At 39.8% G+C, this 23,721-nt stretch carries 19 protein-coding genes; 15 read left to right on the top strand and 4 right to left on the bottom strand.

The features are described from left to right. Positions 1 to 69: 69 nt before the first annotated feature. The 6 genes from ccsA (ACXIUD_RS10170) to ACXIUD_RS10145 all read left to right on the top strand — a co-directional run bounded on the left by ccsA (ACXIUD_RS10170) (position 70) and on the right by ACXIUD_RS10145 (position 6,097). Complete coding sequence (gene ccsA, locus ACXIUD_RS10170; RefSeq protein WP_458052526.1) at positions 70 to 750, top strand: cytochrome c biogenesis protein CcsA; 681 nt, start codon at positions 70 to 72, stop codon at positions 748 to 750. After that, positions 747 to 998 (top strand): CcmD family protein, encoded by a 252-nt coding sequence (locus ACXIUD_RS10165; RefSeq protein WP_458052525.1) that lies wholly within the window; start codon positions 747 to 749, stop codon positions 996 to 998. The genes ccsA (ACXIUD_RS10170) and ACXIUD_RS10165 overlap by 4 nt, the downstream gene beginning before the upstream one ends. Before the next feature lie 11 nt (positions 999 to 1,009). Next, positions 1,010 to 1,426, top strand: coding sequence for a cytochrome c maturation protein CcmE domain-containing protein (locus ACXIUD_RS10160; RefSeq protein WP_189579595.1), 417 nt, complete (start codon positions 1,010 to 1,012; stop codon positions 1,424 to 1,426). Between the two features lie 21 nt (positions 1,427 to 1,447). Then, a complete protein-coding gene (gene ccsA / locus ACXIUD_RS10155; protein ID WP_458052524.1) occupies positions 1,448 to 3,979 on the top strand; it encodes a cytochrome c biogenesis protein CcsA in 2,532 nt (843 codons plus the stop codon). A 1-nt stretch (position 3,980) separates the two neighbouring features. Beyond that, the gene (locus tag ACXIUD_RS10150; protein ID WP_458052523.1) at positions 3,981 to 4,757 is read left to right on the top strand and encodes a Rossmann-like and DUF2520 domain-containing protein; all 777 of its coding nucleotides are present in this window, start codon (positions 3,981 to 3,983) and stop codon (positions 4,755 to 4,757) included. A 197-nt stretch (positions 4,758 to 4,954) separates the two neighbouring features. Beyond that, positions 4,955 to 6,097: a DUF4221 family protein gene (locus ACXIUD_RS10145; RefSeq protein WP_458052522.1), complete on the top strand. Its 1,143-nt coding sequence runs from the start codon at positions 4,955 to 4,957 to the stop codon at positions 6,095 to 6,097. 98 nt (positions 6,098 to 6,195) lie between these two features. Here ACXIUD_RS10145 and ACXIUD_RS10140 read toward each other — a convergent pair whose 3' ends face one another. Together ACXIUD_RS10140 and ACXIUD_RS10135 are read right to left on the bottom strand one after the other, a co-directional pair. Further along, the gene (locus tag ACXIUD_RS10140) at positions 6,196 to 7,050 is read right to left on the bottom strand and encodes a pirin family protein (protein ID WP_458052521.1); all 855 of its coding nucleotides are present in this window, start codon (positions 7,048 to 7,050) and stop codon (positions 6,196 to 6,198) included. Between the two features lie 93 nt (positions 7,051 to 7,143). Continuing rightward, positions 7,144 to 8,145 carry an acyl-ACP desaturase gene (locus ACXIUD_RS10135; protein WP_458052520.1) on the bottom strand — a complete coding sequence of 334 codons (1,002 nt, stop codon included), beginning with the start codon at positions 8,143 to 8,145 and terminating at the stop codon, positions 7,144 to 7,146. Positions 8,146 to 8,403: 258 nt separating this feature from the next. Between ACXIUD_RS10135 and ACXIUD_RS10130 the strand changes: the two genes are divergently transcribed. Continuing rightward, a complete protein-coding gene (locus ACXIUD_RS10130) occupies positions 8,404 to 9,642 on the top strand; it encodes a dipeptidase (protein WP_458052519.1) in 1,239 nt (412 codons plus the stop codon). A gap of 16 nt (positions 9,643 to 9,658) precedes the next feature. Here the strand turns inward: ACXIUD_RS10130 and ACXIUD_RS10125 are convergent, their stop codons facing one another. Further along, positions 9,659 to 12,823 (bottom strand): histidine kinase N-terminal 7TM domain-containing protein, encoded by a 3,165-nt coding sequence (locus ACXIUD_RS10125; protein ID WP_458052518.1) that lies wholly within the window; start codon positions 12,821 to 12,823, stop codon positions 9,659 to 9,661. A 167-nt stretch (positions 12,824 to 12,990) separates the two neighbouring features. On the opposite strand from ACXIUD_RS10125, the gene ACXIUD_RS10120 reads away from it, so the two are divergent. The 6 genes from ACXIUD_RS10120 (at position 12,991) to ACXIUD_RS10095 (ending at position 18,904) form a co-directional block, all read left to right on the top strand. Further along, positions 12,991 to 13,491 (top strand): hypothetical protein, encoded by a 501-nt coding sequence (locus ACXIUD_RS10120; RefSeq protein WP_458052517.1) that lies wholly within the window; start codon positions 12,991 to 12,993, stop codon positions 13,489 to 13,491. 299 nt (positions 13,492 to 13,790) lie between these two features. Then, positions 13,791 to 16,403, top strand: coding sequence for an ATP-dependent chaperone ClpB (clpB, locus tag ACXIUD_RS10115; RefSeq protein ID WP_458052516.1), 2,613 nt, complete (start codon positions 13,791 to 13,793; stop codon positions 16,401 to 16,403). A gap of 196 nt (positions 16,404 to 16,599) precedes the next feature. Continuing rightward, positions 16,600 to 17,175 (top strand): pyridoxamine 5'-phosphate oxidase family protein, encoded by a 576-nt coding sequence (locus ACXIUD_RS10110; protein ID WP_458052515.1) that lies wholly within the window; start codon positions 16,600 to 16,602, stop codon positions 17,173 to 17,175. A 161-nt stretch (positions 17,176 to 17,336) separates the two neighbouring features. Further along, on the top strand, positions 17,337 to 17,672 hold the full coding sequence (locus tag ACXIUD_RS10105) for a hypothetical protein (RefSeq protein ID WP_458052514.1): 336 nt from the start codon (positions 17,337 to 17,339) through the stop codon (positions 17,670 to 17,672). Further along, positions 17,669 to 18,145, top strand: a complete 477-nt coding sequence (locus ACXIUD_RS10100) for a hypothetical protein (RefSeq protein WP_458052513.1) — start codon at positions 17,669 to 17,671, stop codon at positions 18,143 to 18,145. The genes ACXIUD_RS10105 and ACXIUD_RS10100 overlap by 4 nt, the downstream gene beginning before the upstream one ends. Before the next feature lie 213 nt (positions 18,146 to 18,358). Beyond that, on the top strand, positions 18,359 to 18,904 hold the full coding sequence (locus tag ACXIUD_RS10095) for a septal ring lytic transglycosylase RlpA family protein (protein WP_458052512.1): 546 nt from the start codon (positions 18,359 to 18,361) through the stop codon (positions 18,902 to 18,904). Positions 18,905 to 18,944: 40 nt separating this feature from the next. On the opposite strand, the gene ACXIUD_RS10090 is transcribed toward ACXIUD_RS10095, so the two are convergent. After that, complete coding sequence (locus ACXIUD_RS10090; protein WP_458052511.1) at positions 18,945 to 19,391, bottom strand: outer membrane insertion C- signal; 447 nt, start codon at positions 19,389 to 19,391, stop codon at positions 18,945 to 18,947. A 117-nt stretch (positions 19,392 to 19,508) separates the two neighbouring features. Between ACXIUD_RS10090 and ACXIUD_RS10085 the strand changes: the two genes are divergently transcribed. Continuing rightward, a complete protein-coding gene (locus ACXIUD_RS10085; RefSeq protein WP_458052510.1) occupies positions 19,509 to 20,576 on the top strand; it encodes an efflux RND transporter periplasmic adaptor subunit in 1,068 nt (355 codons plus the stop codon). A 3-nt stretch (positions 20,577 to 20,579) separates the two neighbouring features. Then, positions 20,580 to 23,603 carry an efflux RND transporter permease subunit gene (locus ACXIUD_RS10080; RefSeq protein ID WP_458052509.1) on the top strand — a complete coding sequence of 1,008 codons (3,024 nt, stop codon included), beginning with the start codon at positions 20,580 to 20,582 and terminating at the stop codon, positions 23,601 to 23,603. Positions 23,604 to 23,721: the final 118 nt, after the last annotated feature.

The following is a 23,721-nucleotide window of genomic DNA, read 5'->3' as shown; positions in this document are numbered from 1 at the left end:
TATGACAAAAAGCACAGTAATCAGGAACTTATAGCGTATTTTTGCACTTAATTAGCAAAAAATACGCTGATGAAGAAAAATTGGTGGAAAGTTCTCACGATTCTATTGCTCTTATACACTCTGACTGTTGGGTTAATCCAAGATGTGCCTCGTTTACCTATTTTAAATGAGACTATTCGAGCCTTGTACTTTCACGTGACTATGTGGTTTGGAATGATCATCTTGTTGGTAGTGGCGGTAGTGCAAAGTGTGAAGTATCTACGCACCAATGACCTCAAACATGATGATATGGCTGTTGAGTTTACCAACGCAGCCATCTTATTTGGCATATTAGGAATTGTGACGGGGATGTTGTGGGCTAAATATACATGGGGAGATTACTGGAGTGGAGATCCTAAGCAGAATGCAACTGCCATTGGACTTCTGATGTATTTTGCATATTCCATCTTGCGCAACTCACTTACGGACGTACATCAGCGCGCTCGCATAGGTGCTGTTTATAATATTTTTGCATTTGCTGCCTTTATTCCGTTGATTTTTGTTTTGCCAAGATTAACCGATAGTCTTCATCCTGGAAATGGTGGAAATCCAGGCTTCAATGCCTATGATCTCGATAGTAAATTGCGCATGGTGTTTTATCCAGCGATCATCGGATGGACACTTTTGGGAACTTGGATGAGCGTTGTACGTGTAAGGCTAAGAAGAGTAGAAAGAAAGTTAGAAGATAAATTGATCAACCAAGTTTCATGAAAAAGTACTTAATCATCCTTTTTCTGATGCTTACGCTTCAGGTGTCTGCTCAGGAAAAAATCGCAATCAATGAATCCGACTATCAAAATACCCGTGTAGAAATGGCGGATGTGATGCGCGCAGAAGGGAAAATTTATGTCTTGGTGGGCATTATAGTAATTGTCTTTGCAGGTATCGTTGTGTATACTATCAATACCGATAGAAAAGTGGCTCGTTTGGAGAAACTGTTAGAGGATCAGAAATTATAAAAAGTAACTATATGAAAAAGGGTCATTTGTTGGGTTTGGGGGTTATTGCAGTGGCAATCATCATCATCATTTCCATGATTGGTGACGCAAGTACCTATGAAAGTTTTTCGACTGCTAAGAAAATGATGCTTAGCGGCGATGAAAAGCCTATACATGTGGTAGGAGAGTTGAAGAAAGCAGATAACGGAAATGTAGAAGGTATTGAGGTGAATCCGAATAAAACATCCTTCTACTTTATGATGGTGGATAATGATGGGACAGAGCAAAAAGTTTTTTACAATGAACCAGTTCCGCCAGACTTTGCACGTGCAGAACAGGTTGTAGTCATCGGTTCTTACAAAACGGAGGATTTATTTGTCGCTGACAAAATCCTTATGAAGTGTCCATCTAAGTATCAGGAGAATGACCTTGCGCAAGCAGGTATGTAAGCTCCTTTAACAATCGAGAAAATGATTAATACCCTCATCGGTAATATCGGTCACTTTGCCGTCATCTTGGCATTTGTGACCTCTTTAATTACTGCATACGCATATTATCAGTACACCGTCGTTCCCGAATTGGAAAAGCCCAATTGGAGAAGATTTAGTCGGATAGCCTTTTATATCCACTCTATCGCCAGTTTTGCCATTGCTTTTGCGCTATTTGAAATTATTTATAATCATAGATTTGAATATTTCTATGCGTACTCGCATTCCTCCATGGCACTTCCTGTCCATTACATGATTTCCAGTTTCTGGGAAGGTCAGGAGGGATCTTTTATCCTTTGGATATTTTGGAATGTGGTACTTGGCTTAGTATTGATCCAGACAAATAAAAAGTGGGAAGGGCCAGTGATGGTTGTTTTCTCTTTGGTACAAGCTTTCCTCGTATCCATGATTTTGGGTGTAGTTATCGGTGAATTGAAAATAGGTAGTTCTCCATTTATCCTCTTAAGAGATGCAGTGAATGCTCCGATCTTCCAACTCAATCCTGATTTTATTCCGGAGGATGGTACGGGCTTGAATCCTTTGTTGCAGAATATTTGGATGGTGATTCACCCGCCTACTTTGTTCTTGGGATATGCTTCTACTTTGATTCCTTTTGCCTTCTTAATCGGTGGACTTGCGACTAGAAAATATACCGAGTGGGTAAGGCCTGCTTTGCCTTGGGCACAGTTTTCTGCCATGATCTTGGGAATGGGTATCATCATGGGGGCTTATTGGGCTTATGTGACGCTAAACTTTGGAGGTTATTGGAATTGGGACCCTGTTGAAAATGCTGTTTATGTGCCTTGGTTGATTCTGGTAGCGGGTATACATACCATGATTACCTTTAAGAAGAGTAGCACAGCTTTGAAATCCTCCATTGTATTGATTATAGCATCCTTCATCTTGGTGTTATATGCAACCTTCTTGGTACGTTCGGGGGTGTTGGGGGACTCTTCTGTACACTCTTTTACAGATTTAGGACTTTCTGGTCAGCTTTTGATTTATATGTTGTTTTTCCTTGCAGTAGCAATTTTCTTGGCAGCGAAGCATTGGAAACACATTCCTACATCCGAAAAAGAAGCAGATGTTTATTCCCGTGAATTTTGGATTTTCATAGGTGCCACGACCTTGGCATTGATGGCTTTTCAGGTGATTCTTCCAACTTCTATTCCTGTTTGGAATTCCATCGTGGAAAGTTTCGGCGGTATATCCAACATCGCTCCGCCTGTAGATCAGGTTGGCTTCTACACTAAATTCCAATTATGGTTTGCGGTCGTGGTAGCATTATTAACAGCTGTTGGACAGTATTTTTGGTGGAATAAGATGGATGCCAAAGCATTGAGAGAAGCTTTGGTATTGCCTTACATCATTTCTGTATTGGTTTCCGCCGTCATTATCATTGTTGGAAAAGTATTTGACATCACCTACATTATTGTTGTATTAGCTTCTGTATTCACCATTGTGGCGAATGCAACCATTCTGACACGCTTAATCAAGAGGGCTACATTCAAGCTTGCAGGAGGTTCCTTGGCACATATTGGTTTGGGCTTGATCTTGATAGGTACCATGTTCTCTTCCGGGTATTCTGAGGTGATTTCTCAAAATATGTCCGGGTTGGTCTATAGCAATTCTTGGGAAGATGAACTGAACAAGGAGCACGTATTGCTTTGGATCAATAAACCAACGCAGATTAAAGAATATACTGCGATTTACAGAGGGAGACAAAAGAAAGTAAGTGGTGTGCCTGAATTGGTTCCAGTAAAATACCTTCAAGAAACTGATCGCGTAAATGAGGCCATTGCCAAGGCGGATATTGTTGTGAGAGGAAAAACCTATTTCCAAAAAGGAGACATAGTGCCTATCGTTTTGGAAGAAAATGATTATTTCAGAATCGATTACTATAAAGAAGATGAGTTCCAGTTTTCACTAAATCCAATGTCTCAGTTTAATACGGCAATGGGACTGATCTCATCTCCTGACTCCAGAAGATTTGTCAACCGTGATTTGTATACCTTCGTTTCAGCCATCAATGACTTTGAAGATCCTGAGTGGAGGGATGATGAGGTGTATGAAATAGCTCCTGGTGACACTTTCTTTATTGCTGATTTTGTAACCAATTTTGAAGGTGGTGAGGTGTTGACCGAAGTAGAAGGAGTTCCTTTGTTTGATGGTGATGTCGCTGTCAAAGCTAAGCTTACAGTGCAGGATTATGATATAGAGAAACGTTTGGAGCCTATTTTCATTATCCGAGGCCAACAAGTTGGTAGAATACCTGTAGTGGACACGGAATTAGGAGTGAAAGTAGAATTGACAAATATCATCCCTGAGGAGAACAAATTTGTATTTACTGTCAATCGTTATCAAAAAGATTATGTGGTGTTGAAGGCAATCATTAAACCTCAGATCAACATCCTTTGGGCAGGCACCATCATTATGTTGATTGGTTTCTGCGTAGCGATTTATCGTAGATACGATGAGTTTAAGAAAATGAGAGATAAGGGATTAGAATATTAGGATGTCCTATAGAATAGCGATCATCGGGACGGGAAATGTGGCTTGGCATCTTGCAAGTGCTTTGGAAGATGCTGGCCATACCGTCACTGAAATTTATGGTCGGGATATTCAAAAAGCCACCAAACTCACAGCCAAACTTTACACGACTGAGCCAGTCGATTCCCTTGATTTTTCGGAATCTGAGGCAGAGATTTTTATTTTGGCAGTTTCTGATGATGCAGTAACAGAAGTAGCAGATGAGGTTATTCTTCCTGAAGAAAGCATATTGGTTCACACCTCCGGAACGCTTCCTATAGATGTCTTAGGGTATAGTTCTGCGACATATACCGGTATTTTTTATCCCTTACAGACCTTTACTAAGGGCAGGGAATTGGACTTTAGAGATGTTCCTATTCTTTTGGAAGCTGATGATGCAGTAGTCTTATCTAAATTAAAAAAATTAGCCAAAAGCTTGTCTGACCTTACTTATGTGATTAGGTCCAAAGATCGTAAAGCTCTTCATGTAGCAGCGGTTTTCGCTAGTAACTTTTCGAATCATATGCTGCGATTGTCCGAAGAAATTATGGCAAGGCAAGGCCTGGATTTCGAAATGTTGAAGCCGCTCATCATCGAAACCATCAGTAAAAGTCTAGAATTAGGCGCAAAAAAAGCTCAAACAGGTCCAGCGAAAAGAGAAGATTTTGATACGATGGAGGAGCACTACCGTTTTTTAAATTACAATGAACAAGTAGCAGAGATTTATCGCCTGATTTCTCAGGATATCATTGATTCGCACTAGCAATTAGATAAATCATTTGAGATTACTCTAATATCATGTACAATACGATTTTTTTTTAATTCTGACATGAACCTTTCATAATGGACCCTTTACGCTTAAAAATTATTTTTGGCGAAGATTAATATAGTTAATTGTAACTAAGTTTGCTGTGTATTATTATTGGGGGTTTATCCTTCGGTATTATAAATTTATCAACTATGAAATTTTGGACAATCGCTTTTTTATTCACTGCTCTAACCTTTGCTTGTTCTCAAAAAAAGCAAGTTGAGAAAAAGCTTGAAGCTTCGGGAGTCGTTATTTCTTTGGAAATTGACGAAAAAACTCCCAATGTAAGTCTAGGTTTTTCGGCTTTTGAAGGGTTGTTATTCAATATTATTTGGCAGCGAAATGAAATTCAAATTTATGATATTGCGAAGGGGGACTTAGTAAAAAACTTGAATTTTGAAATTGAAGGAGAGCAAGGAGTAGGAGATTTGTTTGGATTCCATGTCCACAACTTAGACAGTATATTTCTCTTTGGTCAAAGCGTTCGAATGATTTATTTGACAGATACTAGTGGTATTGTCAAACAGCGATTGAGCTATGTTGTACCCGATGGGTATTCATCAGCTTTTGTACATCCATCCTACTTTCTATCACCGCCTATAGTTTCTGGAGATGAATTACTAGTGAAAACACATGTCAATGGAAATTATCGAGAATTCACTAATGAACTTTTGAGTGCAAGTCATATGGTGTACTCCATTAATTTGACTAATGGAAATGTTAGATTTATCAATCACCTCTATCCCGGGGATTATTTAGTCGAAGGTTTGAAGCACTTTGAACCAAGTATGGCCAAGGGAAAAGATAAGATTGTCTATTCCTTATTTGGAGATCACAGGCTATTTTATGCATCTTCGTTTGAAGAAGACTTACAGTCAAAAGATGTTTCGAGTCAATATTTAGATGCCCGCTTAAAGCTATTTCCCTCAGGTGGTGAGCGATTGGAGACGATGCAATATATGAGCACCAGTTCCCGGTATGATAATTTGGTTTACGACCCCTACAGAAACCTTTATTATAGATTTGCTTATCCATCACTTGATATCTCGGATCTAAATGAAATCCAACGACTGAGAACTTCTCCAGGTCCTTTTGTAATCATGGTATTGGATGATGAATTAAACGTTCTTGGGGAAACTTACTTTGAGGCAGGTATATATTTGCCAAGCAATTTTTTTATCCATAAAGATGGCTTATATCTCTCAATTAATCATCCCGATAATCCCGAAAATGATGAGGATGCATTCAAGTTTGAGTTATTGACTATTACAGAAAAGCGATTTATCAAAAATTGACACTTTTATGCAACCAAAAACACCCCGAACAAACAGCTAAGGTTTATTTCGGGGTGTTCTGATTACAAAGGAAACCAATTATTCTAGGCAAGGGATTTTTAATCTTCCCAAGAGCCGAATTTACCTAACTGATAGTCTCTATAGGCTTCCATGATTTCTTGTTGTGTATTCATCACAAATGGGCCTTGGGCGACCATAGGCTCATTGAAAGGAACTGCATGGCCTAGGATAACCACTGCATCTTCCGATGCTTCAAACTTCAATAGTTCTCCATCATTGTTAAACTCCACGAGATTTCTGAAAGGGATTTGCTCTCCCAGCACACTTACTTTTCCCCTGACGATGTAGAAGAAGATATTTTCATTGCTTGGAATATTTTTTTCAACGACAGCTCCTTTGGAAAGATGAACCGTACTCAAAAAAATCGGTGTCAATGTTTCAAAAGAACCTTGCTGTCCATTCCAGTCTCCTGCAATTAATTGCACTTGTACTTTTCCATCGTTCAGTTCAAAATGCGTGATTTCATCTTTTTGGAGGCCAATGTAGCGTGGTTCTGTCATTTTATATTTGGCAGGGAGATTGAGCCATAGCTGTAAAATTTCCAAATCACCACCATTTTTTTTAAACTCACTAGAAGAAACCTCCGCATGAATCAAGCCTCTTCCTGCGGTCATCCATTGAATTCCCCCAGCCTGAATGACGGATTCATGACCTCCGGAGTCTTTGTGCATGATGTCTCCTTCCAAAATGAAGGTTACAGTTTCCATGCCTCTATGAGGGTGTGGACCAAATGGTAGTCCATTATTATTTTTTGGATAGGTTTGGAAACCATGGTGATTGAGGAAAATAAATGGATCAATCTGTCTCAGTCGAGGGGATGGCAAAGGGTTATAGGTGATAAGATCCGCTATAGGATGATAATCAGCTTGGTGTATATTTTTGATCGTTCTCATAAGCAAATATGTGTATATACATGTAATAAGCTTATTTCTGAAAAAATTGTTCCCCAAGTATAAAAAAAGCCCGGATTAACCGGGCTAGTGTACTTATTTCAACCAAGCGAGGGTGACTTCCTCTGGAGCTTTCATCCGGTCGGCTACTCGCATATATCTTTCGCTTAGGTTAGCGAGATAATCTTGAGCTTTTGCAGCCATCCCATTGAGCCCAGTAAGGTTTTCAATGTCCCATAGTTTGACCAAATGATCGATAATTCTAGCGTAATCCCATCCAGTGTAAACACCGATTTTCTGCGTGATGGCTGAAAATTGATCAAACAAGCTTGGATTGCTTCCTCCGGTTCCCATCAAAATAGCTGGCATCACAATTTGCTTCCGCATCATTTTTTCAAATGCAAGGATAGAACCATTGGGGTCAATTTCGAAAATTTGCGACATAAAGCTTTTGTAAGCTTTTTCATGTCTGGCTTCGTCTCCGGCGATTGTTTTACAAATTCTTGAAAGTACATCATCCCCTGCTTTATCAGCCAATTTCCCAGTATTGACATGAGAGATTTTGGTCGCTCTTTCTTGGAAAGAAGTGTAAATAATTGCCTGATATGGATCTCCCTCTGAGCGAGGATCAAATCCGTTATATATCAATCGGTGGATCGTTTGTTCCACCTTTTTCATATCGCATCTACCAGAGAGGTAGAGATATTTGTTGAGTAAGTCACCATGTCTATTTTCTTCGGCAGTCCAAGCCTTCGACCATCTAACCCAGCCTGAGTTACTCAAAAGGGAACCTTCTACATTGATGCCTTCGAGTAGATTGAAGTAGGTCTGGTAACTTGGCAATGCCTCCTCTGTAATCATGTTGCCTACGAGTGAGGTGATGATGGTATCTGGAATATTAGCAGAGCGCTCTTGGAGTTTTTTTAACTCATCAAAAGCATCTGGTTGAGACATATCTGGTAAAAAATCGGTAGGCTGCCAGCATTCATCTGGATCTACCAAGATGTTTTCCACTGCGTGAGTCACATAACCATCGAGCTGGGAAATCACTTCCAAGTTTTTTTCCAACTCATAATTAATTTTTTCTACTTTACTCATATTCTTTGGTTCGGCGTAACTTCTTGTAGTAGTATGACACAAGCCAATAGAGCCGATTTTTAATTATAATTTAAAATTAGCAACAATACTTGACATTGTGTACTAAAAAACCCGATTTGTATTTTGGGTTTCCATGAGTGCTTTAAATCGGATATGGTCGGTCCATCTAAATGACACTTTACCCATCAATCGAGCCGTTTATACAGAATGATAACGCAGAAATTCAGAATTTTATACTTTTAAACAAACTTATATGCTATGAAAAAATATTTACTTCCGATTCTCGGTTTGGTTTTTCTTTGGTCTTGCGAGTCCAAAGTTACCGAAGTTGATTATAGTACCCTTAGTGACGAGGAGCGCTTGGCAGCTGCCAAAGAACTTGCCTTAGAGACTATCATCGTGGATGGACATATGGATTTACCCTTCCGAATGTACAATTTGGGTAATCATATGAATGGTCCTGTCTATGATTTTATGACAAGAAGTACCGAAGGGAATATTGATTATCCTCGAGCCAAAGAGGGTGGAATGGATGCTCCTTTTATGGCCATTTATATCCCTGCTGCTTATCAAACCCGTGGTGGAGCAAAGGATTTAGCAGATACGCTCATCATGATGGTGGAGCGCATGGTTAATACCTGGCCTGATAAATTAGCACTCGCCCGTTCTCCTCAGGAAATTAAAGACAATTTCAGTAAGGGACTGATGTCTTTGCCCATGGGGATTGAGAATGCAGCTGCTATAGAAGATGATCTTTCCAATGTAGAGTACTTCTACAATAAGGGGATCCGTTATATGACTTTAACCCATGGTCGGGATAATTTGGTAGGAGACTCCTCTTACGATGATTCAGAAACCCATGGTGGACTGAGTGAATTTGGTAAAGACGTGGTGAAGGAAATGAATCGCCTAGGTATGATTATAGATGTTTCCCATATCACTGACAAAACTTTTTTAGATGTGGCTGAAGTGAGTGCAGCGCCCATAGTTGCAACGCATAGTTCTGCAAGACATTTTACACCAGGATTTGAGCGTAATGTATCGGATGAAATCATTCAAAAGATTGCCGAAAAGAATGGAATGGTGATGATTACCTTTGGTGGTAGTTTTATCGATCAAGCGTATTCTGAGAAAAATGCAGCTAACCGTACACATATTCAGGAGTGGTTAACTGAAAATAATCTTACAAGAAGAGATGAACAGGCGCAAGCTTACATAGCTTCTTATATGGAAGAAAATAAACCAATCGTGCATGTTTCCAAAGTGGTGGATCATATCGATCACGTGGTTAATTTGGTAGGGATAGATTATGTGGGCTTGGGGTCTGATTTTGACGGTGTGGGTGATACGCTTCCAGAGGGATTAAAAGATGCATCTATGTACCCCAATATCATTGCTGAACTGATGAAAAGAGGCTATAGTAAAAACGATATTATCAAAATCTGTCATGGTAACTTTTTCCGGGTTTGGGAAGAAGTCATGGCTGTGGCAGGCTAATTTAATTTAACTTCTCTCAGCTCAATTGATTCAATTCCTTGTCTATATTTTCTAAGATAAAATTGATTTCTTGGTTGAGAGAAGCTACTTTTTCAGTTGCCTCTTGTCCCAAATCAGTCACTTTTTCAACATTTGTGGCCAACAAAGTAAGATTTGGTAGGTCTAAATTTAAGCCCAAGCCTTTCAATGCATGACCTGTTTGTTTCAGAAGGTTCAAATCATTTTCTTTCAAATGTATGGATAAGTCACCCTGCAATTTGGTCAGATTTCCATAGCTAATTTCTAATAATTCTCTGAAAAACTCAGGATCTGCTTCTCTGAATTCTTCATAGCGTGAGAGTACTGGTTTGTCTTCGGTAGATTTCTTATCCGGTAGGCCTATGTATTTCTCAAGTACATTTTCTATATCGGCTACCAAAACAGGCTTGCTCAAATAAGCATCCATGCCAATTGCGAGACATTTTTCGTATTCACCCTTAACAGTACCTGCAGTAAGTGCGATAATCGGAACTCGCGAATCCTTGTTTTGTTCTATGTTTCTAATGACTGTTGTGGCTTCATACCCACTCATCTCTGGCATTTGGATGTCCATGAAAATCATGGAAGGATTATGAGCGTTGAATTGTTCTACTGCCTCTAATCCATTCTTTGCCTCTAGGATTTTAGCTTTGGGGATAATGTTTTTGACGATAGTTTTGGCAAGAAGCATATTTACTGGGTTATCGTCTACTAACAAAATCCGTAATTGATCGTCCGTGCTTGTTTTGGTAGTAGATTTTTTCTGAAGAGGCTTATTGGTCTCTGAGATTTTTTTCGGATCATTTGACTGCTGAGTATGTTCAAGTTCCAGTTCAAAAGAAAAAACGCTTCCCTTATTTAGCTCACTTTCAACAGAAAGTCCGCTTTCCATCAACTCAAGTAATTTATTACAGATGGTAAGACCTAAACCGGTGCCCCCATATTTCCGGGTGGTGGAGTTGTCTTCTTGAGCAAAAGCTTCAAAAATAATTTGCTTCTTTTCATCGGAAATCCCAATCCCTGTGTCTCTTACAGCAAATTCAATTCTACTTCTATTCGTTGACTTATTTTGTGACTTCAGATTGATTTTCAATTCAATTTCTCCCTGTGAGGTGAATTTTGCTGCGTTGCTCAATAGATTGATCAGGATTTGTTTGACACGCATCATATCAGCAATTACAAACTCTGGGACTTGGGGGTCAACAAATAAGATCAAGTTCAGATTTTTTTGATCAGCTGTTGGTGAAATGAGCTTTAAGCTTTCTTTAGCAATCTCATTAATATTGCATGGAGTTAAACTAAGTTCCAGTTTTCCAGCTTCTATTTTTGAGAAATCCAGGATGTCATTAATCAGGTTTAGGAGAAGCTTTCCTGATTGCATAATCGATCCTATATACTCTTTTTGTTCTTTTTTGAGATCCGTTTTGATGAGTAGGTCGGCAAATCCTATGACACCGTTGAGAGGAGTGCGGATTTCATGACTCATATTGGCTAAAAACTCAGATTTGGCAGTGGATGCTTCTCTAGCTTGTTCCATGGAAGTACGAAGACTTTCTTCCAGTTTTTTACGCTCCACAGCATTGGAAATGGAATCTGCGAAACTGATCAATAAAGCTGTTTCCGCTTCACTCCATTCTTTCTCCTCCGTGCAATCATCAAAGCCGACGAGTCCCCAAAATTCTTTTTCTACAAAAACCGGAATAAGTATAATGGTTTTAATGCCTTGAAATTGTAAGAACTCCCGAATAGTGTCTTCTTCAATTTTCTCTACTATGGAGTAGAAGTATTGGTTTTTGAGAAACTTGGTGAAAGCTTCTTCACCAAAAATGCCCAAAGGTATATTTTGTAAGTTAGGATTGTCAATCTCTGGCGGGACTCCATTGGCGCTCCATTCAAATCGTTGGGAAATGTAATAATCACCTTCCTCATCTTTACTCGCTTCGAATAAATAAGCTCTGTCAACACCGGCACCATCTCCCAATAAGGAGATCGCTTTTTGTGTAGCGAGTGTAAAGTTTGGGTTGGATAGCAATTCTTTTGTAGCAAAAGCGATAGAAGTGAGCATTTTCTCACTTCTTAACAAAGTTAAATTGATGTTTTGAAGCTTTTGCTCATTTCGCTTGATCCTGCTTTCTGCATTTTTTTGATCCGTGACATTTCTGATTGTCAAAAAGAAATAATTATTGGCAACTTTTTTATCGTCGTATATTTGGAATGATAATTCGAAATATTTTTCTCCCGAAGGATCGCTTATATAAATTGATTTTTCGGAACCATCTCTTAACTTATCTAACTCTTTGATGTACTTCCCAAGAGTAGAGAGGTCACCGAATTCTGTGATTTTTGTTGTTTGAAGAAATTTATCAGCTGACAAGTTATGCGCAACCATCTTTTGGGTTTGATCATAAATGATGACACCCTCATTGATGTTATTGAAAATCGTTTTGAATGCAATGGGTGCTGACTTGAAGAAGCCGTATTTATAAAGAGCCCAAAAGATAATCAATGCACTGAAAGCCAATGCAAATGGGATTAAATCTAGGTTATAAGGTGAATTTCCTGTGACAGCGATCCAGTGTGCTGACCATGGAACCAAGGTGCCTATGAGCATTACCCAAATCTGTTTTTGATAGATTTTAGGCGTCGATGAAAGCATCCTAATCAATATCACATTAGACATGATGATCAGTATGGAATTATAAATAGCATAAGCCCAGTGTAAAGGCCCATATTCCAGTTGAATAGCAAAGAATAAACCATTGTGTTTGCCCGAGATTTCTTTATAAAACAGGTGATGGATCTCATTGGTCCATATCATCATCAGAAAGAAAAAAGAGATGCCAAAAAAGAGCGTGGTGGACAGGGGATTTATGTATTTCGATTTATCTGAGTATTTTAATATAAAGAGAAGTAGGAAGGGGGCTATAAACACACCGGCCATGAATTCCAATTTGAAGAACAAAGTTAGTGTGTCTAGATTGACAGCAGATAATTCTAAACCATAGAGCAATCCATAAAAGAAACAGGTGATCATCAAAAACGAGAAGTATCGCTCGCCATGTTGATTTTCAGTCTTTACGGATAAAAAGTAAAGAATCAAAAACAATATGCCAGTTGCAAATACGGGTATTGATAGGGGGTTAAACGCTAGGGTTGGATTCATGGTTGGCTAAAACAAGCTATCAACTCGTAAATTATCAAATTCTTTAGTACAATCTAACAAAAAGTTGTAATTTTAATAGAACATTTGTTCGTGTAAGACGTTTCAATTAAATTTTCAAAAATATTTCAAATAAAAAGTCAAAATTTCAAAATAAAATGAGTGTAATAATGAAAAATATAGTTGTATTGTTTTTTTTACTAGTCATGTTTGTAGGTTCTGGTATCTCCGTGTATGCGCAGGAACTAAGCAAAGAAGAAATTGCTGAGCAAAAGCGAATGCAAAAGGAAGAAAAACAACGCTTAGCTCAGTTGAAAGCTGAGGAAAAAAAGCTTAAAGCTGAATTAAGACAGCAAGAAGCCATTCAAAAAGCAGAGCAAAAACGTATGGTGAATCTTGAAAAAGCTCAAAAAAATTACGATAAAGCATTGACAGCAAAAGGGAAGGCGGAGATCAAGCTCTCCAAGCAAACTTTAGCGCTAGAAAAAGCCATACAAAAAGGTAAAAAAACAGATGCAGACCTGGCAAAGATGGAGCTGAATATCAAAAAAACTGAAATTGCCATTCAGCAATCCGAAATGGAGATGCAGCGATACATGCGGGACGTCGAACGCCTAATGACAGAAGAAGAAAAGCAGCGCTTACGTCCAGCGAATGATAATTCAAATTAAGAATCTATAATTATTCGCAGTGATGCTAAAGTCAGCATGCTGTAAAATACTATTGCGGATAATCGATGATAGTCAATAGATGCTAAAAAACAAAATGAATCTATTCATTTGCATAGCTACTGGAGTGAAGACGGATTATCATATAAAATAAATGAAAAAACAGTCGTTTTACTGTCAAAACGACTGTTTTTTCATTTATTAAGGCTCAAATCAAGACATTATTTCCGATTTTTTCTGTTTTTATCTATTGGAGGATTTTTTGCGTGGGTGCTTTCATCAGGTAAGTAACTACAACCATTATGGATTTCAAAGAATATACAATCAAGTCTCAGGAGGCTATCCAAAAGGCAGCTGAACTTGCTATGGCAGCACAGCAACAAGCCATAGAGCCAGCACATATCTTAAAAGGAATTTTGGCAGATGATGAGCATGTGGTGGATTTTCTTTTTAAAAAATCCTCCATTAACAAGTCATTGTTGAACCAAAAGTTGGATGCTCTTTTGGCGAGTTTGCCAAAAGTAAGTGGACAGCAACCCTATCTATCTCATGCCTCTCAGCAAGTATTAACCAAATCAAAAGAACAGTTGAAAGGATTTGGAGATGAGTTTGTCGCAATCGAACATTTGCTTTTGGGGATTTTGGCTGGCTCGGATAAAGCAGCCCAGCTCTTAAAAGATCTTGGGCTGAATGAAAAAAGCCTAAAAGAATCAATCAAGGAACTAAGACAAGGAAATAAAGTGACAGATCAAAATGCAGAATCCAAGTACAGGGCTTTGGAGAAATATTCCAAAAATCTGAACGATTTAGCCAAGAAAGGGAAAATTGACCCCGTGATTGGCAGGGATGAAGAAATCAGGAGGGTATTGCAAATTTTGGCCCGTAGGACCAAAAACAACCCAATACTTTTGGGTGAACCAGGAGTAGGTAAAACTGCTATCGTAGAAGGCCTCGCTCAGCGAATCATCAGTGGTGACGTACCTGAAAACCTCAAATCTAAAACCATCATCTCCTTAGATATGGGCTTGTTGGTGGCAGGTGCCAAGTACAAAGGGGAGTTTGAGGAGCGTCTTAAAGCAGTTATCAAAGAAGTAACTGACTCCGATGGAGAGATTATCCTGTTTATTGACGAAATCCACACGCTCATCGGTGCAGGTGGTGGAGGGGAAGGAGCAATGGATGCAGCTAACCTATTGAAACCAGCTTTGGCAAGAGGTGAATTGCATGCGATTGGTGCCACAACCCTGAAGGAATATCAGAAATACATCGAGAAAGACAAAGCATTGGAGCGAAGATTCCAAGCAGTAATGGTAGATGAACCGGATGCTGCGGATGCTATTTCCATTTTGAGAGGTATTAAAGACAAGTATGAGCTCCACCACGGGGTGCGAATTAAGGATGATGCCGTAATTGCGGCGGTAGAATTATCTCAACGATACATCTCAGATCGATTCCTGCCAGATAAAGCCATTGACTTGATGGATGAGGCTGCGGCCAAATTGCGTATGGAAATCGACTCTCTTCCTCAGGAATTAGATGAGTTGAATCGACGAATCATGCAATTGGAAATTGAGCGAGAAGCTATCCGAAGAGAAAATAATAAAGACAAGGAAGCTGTGCTTAGTAAAGAAATTGCTGACTTGACCGAGAAGAGGCAAGCAGTAAAGGCTAAGTGGGAAGCGGAAAAGGCTGTTATCATGGGTATTCGTAGAGAAAAAGAAGCCATTGATAAATTTAAGCTGGAAGCCGAGCAGGCGGAGCGTGCAGGTGATTTTGGGAAAGTTGCTGAAATACGCTACGGGAAAATCATCGAAGCTGAGCAAAAGCTGGATTCATTCAAACAACAATTGGATGCGATGCAGCAGGGCTCTCCCTTATTGAAAGAAGAGGTCGATAATGAAGACATTGCTGCGGTAGTTTCCAAGTGGACAGGTATCCCACTTTCCAAAATGATCCAAAGTGAGCGTGAAAAACTCTTGCATTTGGAGGATGAGTTAGGGAAACGGGTTGCGGGTCAGACAGAAGCAATTGTTGCTTTATCTGATGCTGTACGAAGAAGTCGCGCAGGATTACAGGACCCCAAGCGACCCATTGGTTCCTTTATCTTCATGGGTACTACCGGTGTGGGTAAGACCGAACTTGCGAAAGCACTCGCAGAATACTTGTTCAACGATGAAAACGCCATGGTGAGAATCGATATGTCCGAGTATCAGGAGCGACATGCCGTATCACGATTAGTGGGAGCGCCTCCAGGATATGTGGGTTATGATGAAGGAGGGCAACTGACAGAGGCTGTTCGTCGAAAGCCTTATTCTGTGGTCTTGTTGGATGAGATCGAAAAAGCACACCCGGATGTGTTCAATATCTTACTCCAAGTACTGGATGATGGTCGATTGACAGATAATAAAGGTAGAATTGCCAACTTTAAAAACACCATCATCATCTTAACGACTAATATCGGATCGCATTTGATTCAGGAGCGATTTGCTGAAATGGAGGAGTGGAACAAGGAAGCAGTGATGGAGAAAACCAAACTTGAAGTTTATGAATTACTGAAAAAATCTGTTCGACCAGAATTCCTCAACCGAATTGATGAGACGATCATGTTTGAACCATTGACCAAGTCGGTAACCAGAAAGATCGTTGATATTCAGTGGAAGGAAATTCAGAAACGCTTGGCAGAAGCCAATATCGAAATTGAAGCTACACCAGAAGTGCTGGATTATCTGGGTGAAGTTGGTTTTGATCCGCAATTTGGTGCTAGGCCATTGAAACGAACCATGCAGCGTCTTATCTTGAATGAGCTTTCCAAGCAAATACTTGCGGGTTACATTAAAAATGACTCAGCTGTTTTGGTGGACCTAGATGCAGAAAATCAAGTGTATTTTAAAAATATCGTTGCCTTGGAAGTATAATCTCTAGGGGTTTATTTCACTATATTCAACCTGTTAGGTTTTCTATCGGCCTTTTTTTAAGACTGAGGAGGAATTCAACCTAACAGGTTTTTTTATTTAGCAATACAAATTTTACTAGCTAATTCGAGTTAGGGTGCTAGCACCGTCAAACTTTTTATTCAGCCCTGGGTTCTTTGGATGAATAGATTCATTAGATATGCTTATCAAGCCCGGTTCCACACTCGATGTAGTTTTTCAAGATGCTCAACAGGAAGTCCGAAGAGGAGTAGTGGATAAGAAGCATCCGTTTCGCTTTATTACACTTGCGACTGTGCAAGATAGCATCCCAGAGGCCCGTTATGTGGTCTTGCGCAAGGTAGATGAGCAATTTAATTTTTACGCTTACACAGATGTCAGGACAAGAAAGGTCCAAGCGATGCAATCCAATCCCATGGTTTCCATTCTCCTTTATCACCCACAAAAACGAGTTCAGGTTCGTATTCAAGCTGCTGCAACTATTCATCACAAGGATTCAATAGCTTCAGATCATTGGACAAGGGTACAGGGTGAAGCTCAAAAGGCATACAACTCCATCTTGGCTCCTGGTGAAGCTATTCAAACTCCTGAACAAGCCTATTTTTGGGAGGAAGAGCTTTCAAACTCTGAAAACTTTGCAGTTATTCTTCTCAAACCTTTTAAGTTAGAGGTGCTCCAACTGAATGGCTTGGAACATCTAAGAGCTGAATTCGATTTTACACCCGAAGGATGGCAAGGTAAATGGTTAGTTCCCTGAACTTATATTGTGACAATATGTGTCAATTAATTTTTTAATTGAATTTACTTCTGTACATTTAATCTGTCATCGAGTCAACATTCTTTAAACGGATTTCAGTAAGAATTTTTCAACAATTAGAATTTTGGCTCTTCAGTATTTCAGAAATAACAGTTAAAATTATGTGGATAGCCTCAACTGATGGATTTATTTCCATCGTGCAACATCGTGAGCTCCCGGACATGTTAATGGTCCGTGCGCGAGTTCAAAAGGATCTGATTAGCCTTTTCCCGGCAGCGGAAATCATCGAAACCTTGGATACGGACTACCGCTTCCGAGTATTGGTTCCAAAGAAAGATATGGCAATATTGATTGCCCAAAAAATCCTCGATTTGGATTATCCAAATTTCAAAAGCAAGATAGCTCGAAGCCCTTCCCAAAAGGATAAGTTAGCAGCCTATCATGAAATCTGGGGAGTGATGTGGGATTATGGTAAACAACAATCAACTAAATCATGAGAAAAATAATCTTTGTGCTTGGAATTCCTGGGTCTGGGAAAAGCACTTTTATCAAGACACAGTTTGGAGATTCAGAAAAATATCACGTGATGGATTTATTTCAAGAAAGCATCACTCGCTTTGGGACTGTTCAGCCAGTATTGGATGGATTTCGAGTGGAGGATAATGACGCTTACATTGAGTTGTACAACGAAGTTCCATGGGATGCTTTCATGGCTTTCGAGGATGGGAAAGAAGTAGTGGTTGAATGCCCGGTGCCGGATGAGGGAACCAGTCCATTTATGGAATGGATTTACCAAGCAACGGATGTGGGTGTGGAAACTGAGGTGATATTTCTTACGGTTGAGCCCGAGGAAGCTCAGCGCAGAGTCTTATTGGCTGGTTCTGATTATCACTCTTCTTCCAAGATTATGGAAGAGCAATTAGACGCTTTGGAGTTTTTGATTGATCATTGTAAGAGAAACAGGCAGTAAGTCTAAGAGGCGTTTTCCCATTAGAGGTTTCTTGCTCGGATAAGATACTTTTTCATAGATAGAGATCCCTAGTATTTGTGGGAATATTGAGGTGGGTTGATTTTCAGATATTTATAATTATCTTCACAAATTGATTTTGTTAAAAAATCTGAAAATGTCCAGCTAAAAAGCTTGACATGGGCTTTTGGTACATGAATTGCTGAGGTGTTTTTGATGAAAAATATTTTCTTGATTTTCTTCTTTATCTGTACAGGACCATTTTTTGCAAATGGAAATGATACCATTCCTGTGTTTGAAGAGCGCCTCAAGATTCAGGAGGGGGTGGCAAGTTTTTATGGGAAGAAATTTCACCTGAGGAAAACAGCCAATGGTGAAATTTATGACATGCGGGAATTAACGGCTGCACATAAATATTTACCTTTTGGTACCATGCTAAAAGTAACCAATCTCAAGAATGGACAAGAGGTTTGGGTACGAATCAATGATCGCTTGCCTCAATCATCCAAAAGAATCATTGATCTCTCCAGAGGAGCAGCCGAGCAATTGGACATGATTCGGGATGGAATAGTCAAGGTACGTGTAGAGGTGGAAGATGAAGAAATTGTCATGCAGCTACTAGAGCATTTTCAAGAAGATAAGCCTAATGATCTCCGTCTGAGGCTTTACGAAAATCCCGTGGATGTAGAATTGGAAAAACCAGTAATTTTCACTTTTCCTTTAAGAGTAGAACCATCTCTCATCTTGGCATCCGCTAGATAAAAAAAATCCTGAGCGGTCTGCCCAGGATCAATCCTATTTTTTACTTTCCAAATACGTATCGAATATTGAGACCGAAGCCTCCCGCTCGAAATGCTGTAGTCTCGAGAATATCTACCCTAGGTCTCCAGTCCAAGCCTAATGCTAAGGGAACAGAGTTGAATTTATATTCTAGGCCAATTTCTCCACTTGCACCGAGGACAAAAGGATCTCCCAACAAAACGGATGGTCCTACACCGGCATACCAGTAGAATGCTTCTCCTCCAAGAGGTCTGTACACAAAGTTCCAAAGCGCTTCAATTCCCACACCTCGATCTCCAAAAGCCACGTTACCATGGACTCGGCTAAACTGTCCCAATCCAAAAATCCCATCAATGGCTACATTGTTGCCCAAGACATCTCCAAAACGGAGACCGATTTCCTGAGCTTTGCTTTCATTCCAAGTAGCCATCATAAATAGCATCAAGGAAAACAAAATGAGTTTTTTCATAGCAAATGCATTTTAATGTTATAGTTTTTTTTGAAGATAGAAAGATTTTTTAACAAATGCGCTTTGAATTTTAGTTAAAAACTTAGTTATTTAATGCTCTCAAATGTATACGATCTTATGAAAGTCAAATTTCCACATATTCTTTGGATTTTATTTTTCCTTGCCATAGCATGTAAAGAAGAAAAGCAAAAGGGCGAAGAAATCCCCTTGGAGAGTTTTAGAGGAGAAGTTGCTGCAACACCCGTGCGGGTAGCTAAGGCCGAGCGAAAGTCTTTCGATTACTTGATCAATGCCTCAGGTAAAGTAGAGGCGAGCGAACAGGTTATGGTGGTGATTGAGCGAGCTGGTTATTTATTAGAACTGAATGCTAAAGAAGGGGAGTTGGTAGAAAAGGGAAAGATACTGGCAAGGTTGGACGACACAGAAGCCAGATTAAAGTTGGAGAAAGCAAAAATAGCCTTGAAAAATGCACAGTCGGCTTATCAATCGGATTTATTGAGCTTTGAGACAATCCTGAATTCAGGGGATCAACAGCGGATTACGCAAATAGAAGAGCAATTAAAAGCTAAAAGTGGTCTTTTTACAGCAGAGATTGATGTGAAAGAGGCAGAAATGGACTTGGAAAAAACGATTATTAAAGCTCCAATTAGCGGAAGAGTAGCTGATCTAAAAATTAAACGGGGAAGCTTGGTGAAATCAGGGGATGAATTGATGGAAATCATCAGTTCGAATCGATTGGAATTGAAAGTGAAAGTATTGGAATCAGATATCTCACTGATTAGTATAGGTCAAAAAGCTGAAATTTATCCGGTAGGAAGCGCAGATCAATTGACAGGAACAGTCCAGAGCATCAATCCAAAAGTGGATGAAAATGGCTTGGTCCAAGTAGGAATCTTATTGACTTCATCCAATAAATTGCTGCCAGGAATGAATGCCCGTGCTATCATCCGTGCACCTCAAAACAATTCCTTGGTGGTACCAAAACAAGCCTTGGTTTACCGTTCTCAACGAGCTGTAGTATTTACCATCGACAAAAATGAATCCAAGTGGAATTATGTGGAAGTGGGAAAAGACAATGGACAAGAAGTAGAGATTCTTTCGGGGATTGAAGACGGGGCAACAGTGATTACGACCAATAATCTGCAATTAGCCCATCAAGCACCCGTACAAATCGTAACTGAATAAGCAATGGTTAGATTTTTACTCCAAAGGCCCATTGCGGTCAGCATGATTTTTATAGCCCTGATGGTTTTTGCGGTGATTGTTTTCCGCAGCTTACCCATCAGCTTGTTACCTCCGATTGATGTTCCTCAAATCGTCATCAAGGTCAATTATCAAAATGCATCCCCTGAGGCTATTGAGCAAAATGTCCTATCACCGATTCGAGAGTCTTTGATGACACTGAACGGCCTGGAGGATATGGAAAGTAAAGCAGGTTCAGAAGTGGGGAATGTGCGTCTGACCTTTGACTATGGGACGCAGATGGAATTGGCCTACATTGAAGTCAATGAAAAAATTGACCGATTGACTAATAATCTACCCAGTGATCTTCCCCGACCTCAAGTCATACGAATCAATACGAATGATATTCCCATCATTCGGGTTCAAGTGGTTCCTAAACCTGGCTTTGATTTTACCGAAGTAAGTTTATTGACGGAAAATGTCCTTAAAAAGCGATTGGAGCAGTTAGAGGGTGTCTCTCTTGTGGATATCAATGGGCGCAAAGAACGTGTCATTGCAGTCACTCCCAATATTCCTGCCTTACGGGCCTTGGGTATGACTTCTCAGGAAGTAATCAGTGCCATCCGATTTGGAAATGAAGAATTACCGGGTATATCTGTAGAGGATGGACAGTTTCGTTATTACTTACGACTTGCGACTCGGGTCAATAATCCAGACGATATTGCTAAACTTCCAGTGACTTCTAAAGATGGGGTGACCATTCCATTGAATAGAGTGGCCGATGTGAGATATGAGATAGCAGATGTCTTGGGACATCATTTATCTGGCATGGAAGAAGGTTTGGTCATCACGGTTCATAAGCAAGCTGCGGCCAAAATGAATGAATTGGTACCCAAAGTATATGAGGCTGTTGATTTGTTCAAAGTAGATTATCCCCAAGTGGATTTTGAATTGACCCAGGATCAGTCTGTATTACTAAATGCAGGAATCAGCAATTTACAAACTTCCCTCTTGTTCGGTGGAATGTTTGCCTTTGGGGTCTTATTTATCTTTATGGGGAATTACCGCATGCCGATTATCATTGGTGTTTCCCTGCCTGTATCCTTGTTGATTAGCTTTTTGGTCTTCTACTTCTTTGAGGTGTCCATCAACGTGATTTCTTTGTCCGGTCTAGCCTTAGGCCTGGGGATGTTGATAGACAATTCCATTATTGTGCTTGATAACATTACTCGAAAACGTAAGCAAGGACTTACTCTTTTCGAGGCATGCGTAGCGGGGGTCAATGAAGTGATGTCTGCCTTGATCAGCTCTGTATTGACAACCCTTGCTGTTTTTGTTCCTTTGGTATTCTTAAGTGGTATTTCAGGTGCTTTATTTAAAGATCAAGCAATTTCAGTGGCTGCTATTTTGGGTGTTTCCTTGATGGTTGCATTTATTCTATTGCCAATGTTGTACCACTTGTTTTTCAAGAGTACCGAAAGCAAAGGTGTGCAGGGTGAGGATAGCAAGCTTTTTGTATGGGTTCTCAAGGGCTACAAGAGTTTGTATAAGCGGATTTTTGCCTTTAGAAAACTAAGTTTTGTTATTTTCTTGATATTAATCCCACTAGGCTTGGCGTTGTCCCAACTTTTGGAAGTCAGAGGACTGCCCCCTATAGAAAAGTTTGATGCAGTAGTTCAGATCAATTGGAATGAACCGATAGGAGTGGAGGAAAATAAAGATAGAGTACTCAAACTTTTGGGAATACTGGAAGGAGATTATGCACAAGCTGAAGCAGATGTGGGTGTCCGTCAGTTTTTACTCTTTGATGGGGAAAGCTCCCTACAGGAGGCAAGTGTTTACTTCTTGTTTGAAACTCAGGAATTGAAGGCACAGAAAATGGGAATGCTCCATCAGTATTTGAGCTCCCAATACCCCAATGCCTTCTTTGAAATCACGGATGCTCCCAATGCTTTCGATCAGTTATTCAATACCAATATTCCCTATTATGAGGTTCGTTGGAAGGATTTAGTCTCCAAAAGACCGGTGCCTGAAAGCAAAATGGATGGGTTGTTGGAACAGTTCCCTGTGAAGGAATTCAGTAGAGGCCCAGGTCTGCAAAAGGAGGCTTCTGTGGTATTCAGATTGGACGCTGGCAAATTGGCTCTTTATGGCATCCCAGCCAATGATCTGCAAGAAAAGGTGAAACAGCTTTTCGGCTCCTTTACGATTACGGACATTAAGCGATTCGGGGAAATTACCCCTATCAAATTGAAAACTGAGCGTGCTGACTTTGAGCGTTTACTCAGAGCCAATGCGCTGATAGGAAAAGATGGGAATGAATATGCCCTCAGCAATTTTATCAGCTTTGATTATGAAAATCATTACAAGTTTGTCACGGCAGATAAAGGAGGGATATACCAATCTGTACTTCTTGAGGACTCCAATCCAGAGCAATATACGAGTGAAATCATGGCGTGGGGAGTGGAAAATAATTTGGGGGTCAGCTTCTTTGGACAGTATTTCAAAGATAGGGAGACCATACAGGAGTTGATTGGAATCTTATTGATATCAGTACTCTTGCTCTATTTCATTTTGGCAGCCCAATTTGAAAATTTCCTTCAGCCATTGATTGTGATATTTACCTTGCCTCTTGGGATAGCAGGTGCATTTATTGTGTTGCTGATTACCGGAACAAGCTTGAATGTGATGTCAGCCATTGGTTTGGTCGTGATGTTAGGAATCATGGTGAATGATGCGATTCTTAAAATTGACACTATCAACCGTCTTCGAGTGAATTATCAGGAGCAGTTTTCTGTACAAGAAGCCTTAGAAAAAGCTTTGTACGAAGCTGGAGAAATTCGCTTAAAACCTATCTTGATGACTTCGGTGACCACAATCTTAGCGCTCTTACCGGTTGTCTTTAGTGCAGGTTTAGGAGCAGATTTACAACGGCCTTTGGTATTCTCAGTAATCGGAGGCTTGACCATAGGAACATTTACAGCTTTGTATTTCGTACCGTTGGCGTATTGGATCTTAAGTAGGAGGTAGAAAGTGGAGGGAATCAAGAATCAAGAAACAAGAAACAAGAAACAAGAATCAAGAAACAAGAATCAAGACTATACAATAAAAAAATAACAAAAAAATTAGTGCATACCATGTAAACCAA

Source organism: Mongoliitalea sp. (genome assembly GCF_054166905.1).
The sequence above is the reverse complement of the archived record's forward strand: the minus strand, read 5'-3'. Positions and strand labels throughout refer to the sequence as shown.

Coding starts and splice junctions, on each gene's coding strand:
- ccsA (WP_458052526.1), top strand. CDS start 70: ATGAAGAAAAATTGGTGGAAAGTTCTCACGATTCTATTGCTCTTATAC.
- ACXIUD_RS10165 (WP_458052525.1), top strand. CDS start 747: ATGAAAAAGTACTTAATCATCCTTTTTCTGATGCTTACGCTTCAGGTG.
- ACXIUD_RS10160 (WP_189579595.1), top strand. CDS start 1,010: ATGAAAAAGGGTCATTTGTTGGGTTTGGGGGTTATTGCAGTGGCAATC.
- ccsA (WP_458052524.1), top strand. CDS start 1,448: ATGATTAATACCCTCATCGGTAATATCGGTCACTTTGCCGTCATCTTG.
- ACXIUD_RS10150 (WP_458052523.1), top strand. CDS start 3,981: ATGTCCTATAGAATAGCGATCATCGGGACGGGAAATGTGGCTTGGCAT.
- ACXIUD_RS10145 (WP_458052522.1), top strand. CDS start 4,955: ATGAAATTTTGGACAATCGCTTTTTTATTCACTGCTCTAACCTTTGCT.
- ACXIUD_RS10140 (WP_458052521.1), bottom strand. CDS start 7,050: ATGAGAACGATCAAAAATATACACCAAGCTGATTATCATCCTATAGCG.
- ACXIUD_RS10135 (WP_458052520.1), bottom strand. CDS start 8,145: ATGAGTAAAGTAGAAAAAATTAATTATGAGTTGGAAAAAAACTTGGAA.
- ACXIUD_RS10130 (WP_458052519.1), top strand. CDS start 8,404: ATGAAAAAATATTTACTTCCGATTCTCGGTTTGGTTTTTCTTTGGTCT.
- ACXIUD_RS10125 (WP_458052518.1), bottom strand. CDS start 12,823: ATGAATCCAACCCTAGCGTTTAACCCCCTATCAATACCCGTATTTGCA.
- ACXIUD_RS10120 (WP_458052517.1), top strand. CDS start 12,991: ATGAAAAATATAGTTGTATTGTTTTTTTTACTAGTCATGTTTGTAGGT.
- clpB (WP_458052516.1), top strand. CDS start 13,791: ATGGATTTCAAAGAATATACAATCAAGTCTCAGGAGGCTATCCAAAAG.
- ACXIUD_RS10110 (WP_458052515.1), top strand. CDS start 16,600: ATGCTTATCAAGCCCGGTTCCACACTCGATGTAGTTTTTCAAGATGCT.
- ACXIUD_RS10105 (WP_458052514.1), top strand. CDS start 17,337: ATGTGGATAGCCTCAACTGATGGATTTATTTCCATCGTGCAACATCGT.
- ACXIUD_RS10100 (WP_458052513.1), top strand. CDS start 17,669: ATGAGAAAAATAATCTTTGTGCTTGGAATTCCTGGGTCTGGGAAAAGC.
- ACXIUD_RS10095 (WP_458052512.1), top strand. CDS start 18,359: ATGAAAAATATTTTCTTGATTTTCTTCTTTATCTGTACAGGACCATTT.
- ACXIUD_RS10090 (WP_458052511.1), bottom strand. CDS start 19,391: ATGAAAAAACTCATTTTGTTTTCCTTGATGCTATTTATGATGGCTACT.
- ACXIUD_RS10085 (WP_458052510.1), top strand. CDS start 19,509: ATGAAAGTCAAATTTCCACATATTCTTTGGATTTTATTTTTCCTTGCC.
- ACXIUD_RS10080 (WP_458052509.1), top strand. CDS start 20,580: ATGGTTAGATTTTTACTCCAAAGGCCCATTGCGGTCAGCATGATTTTT.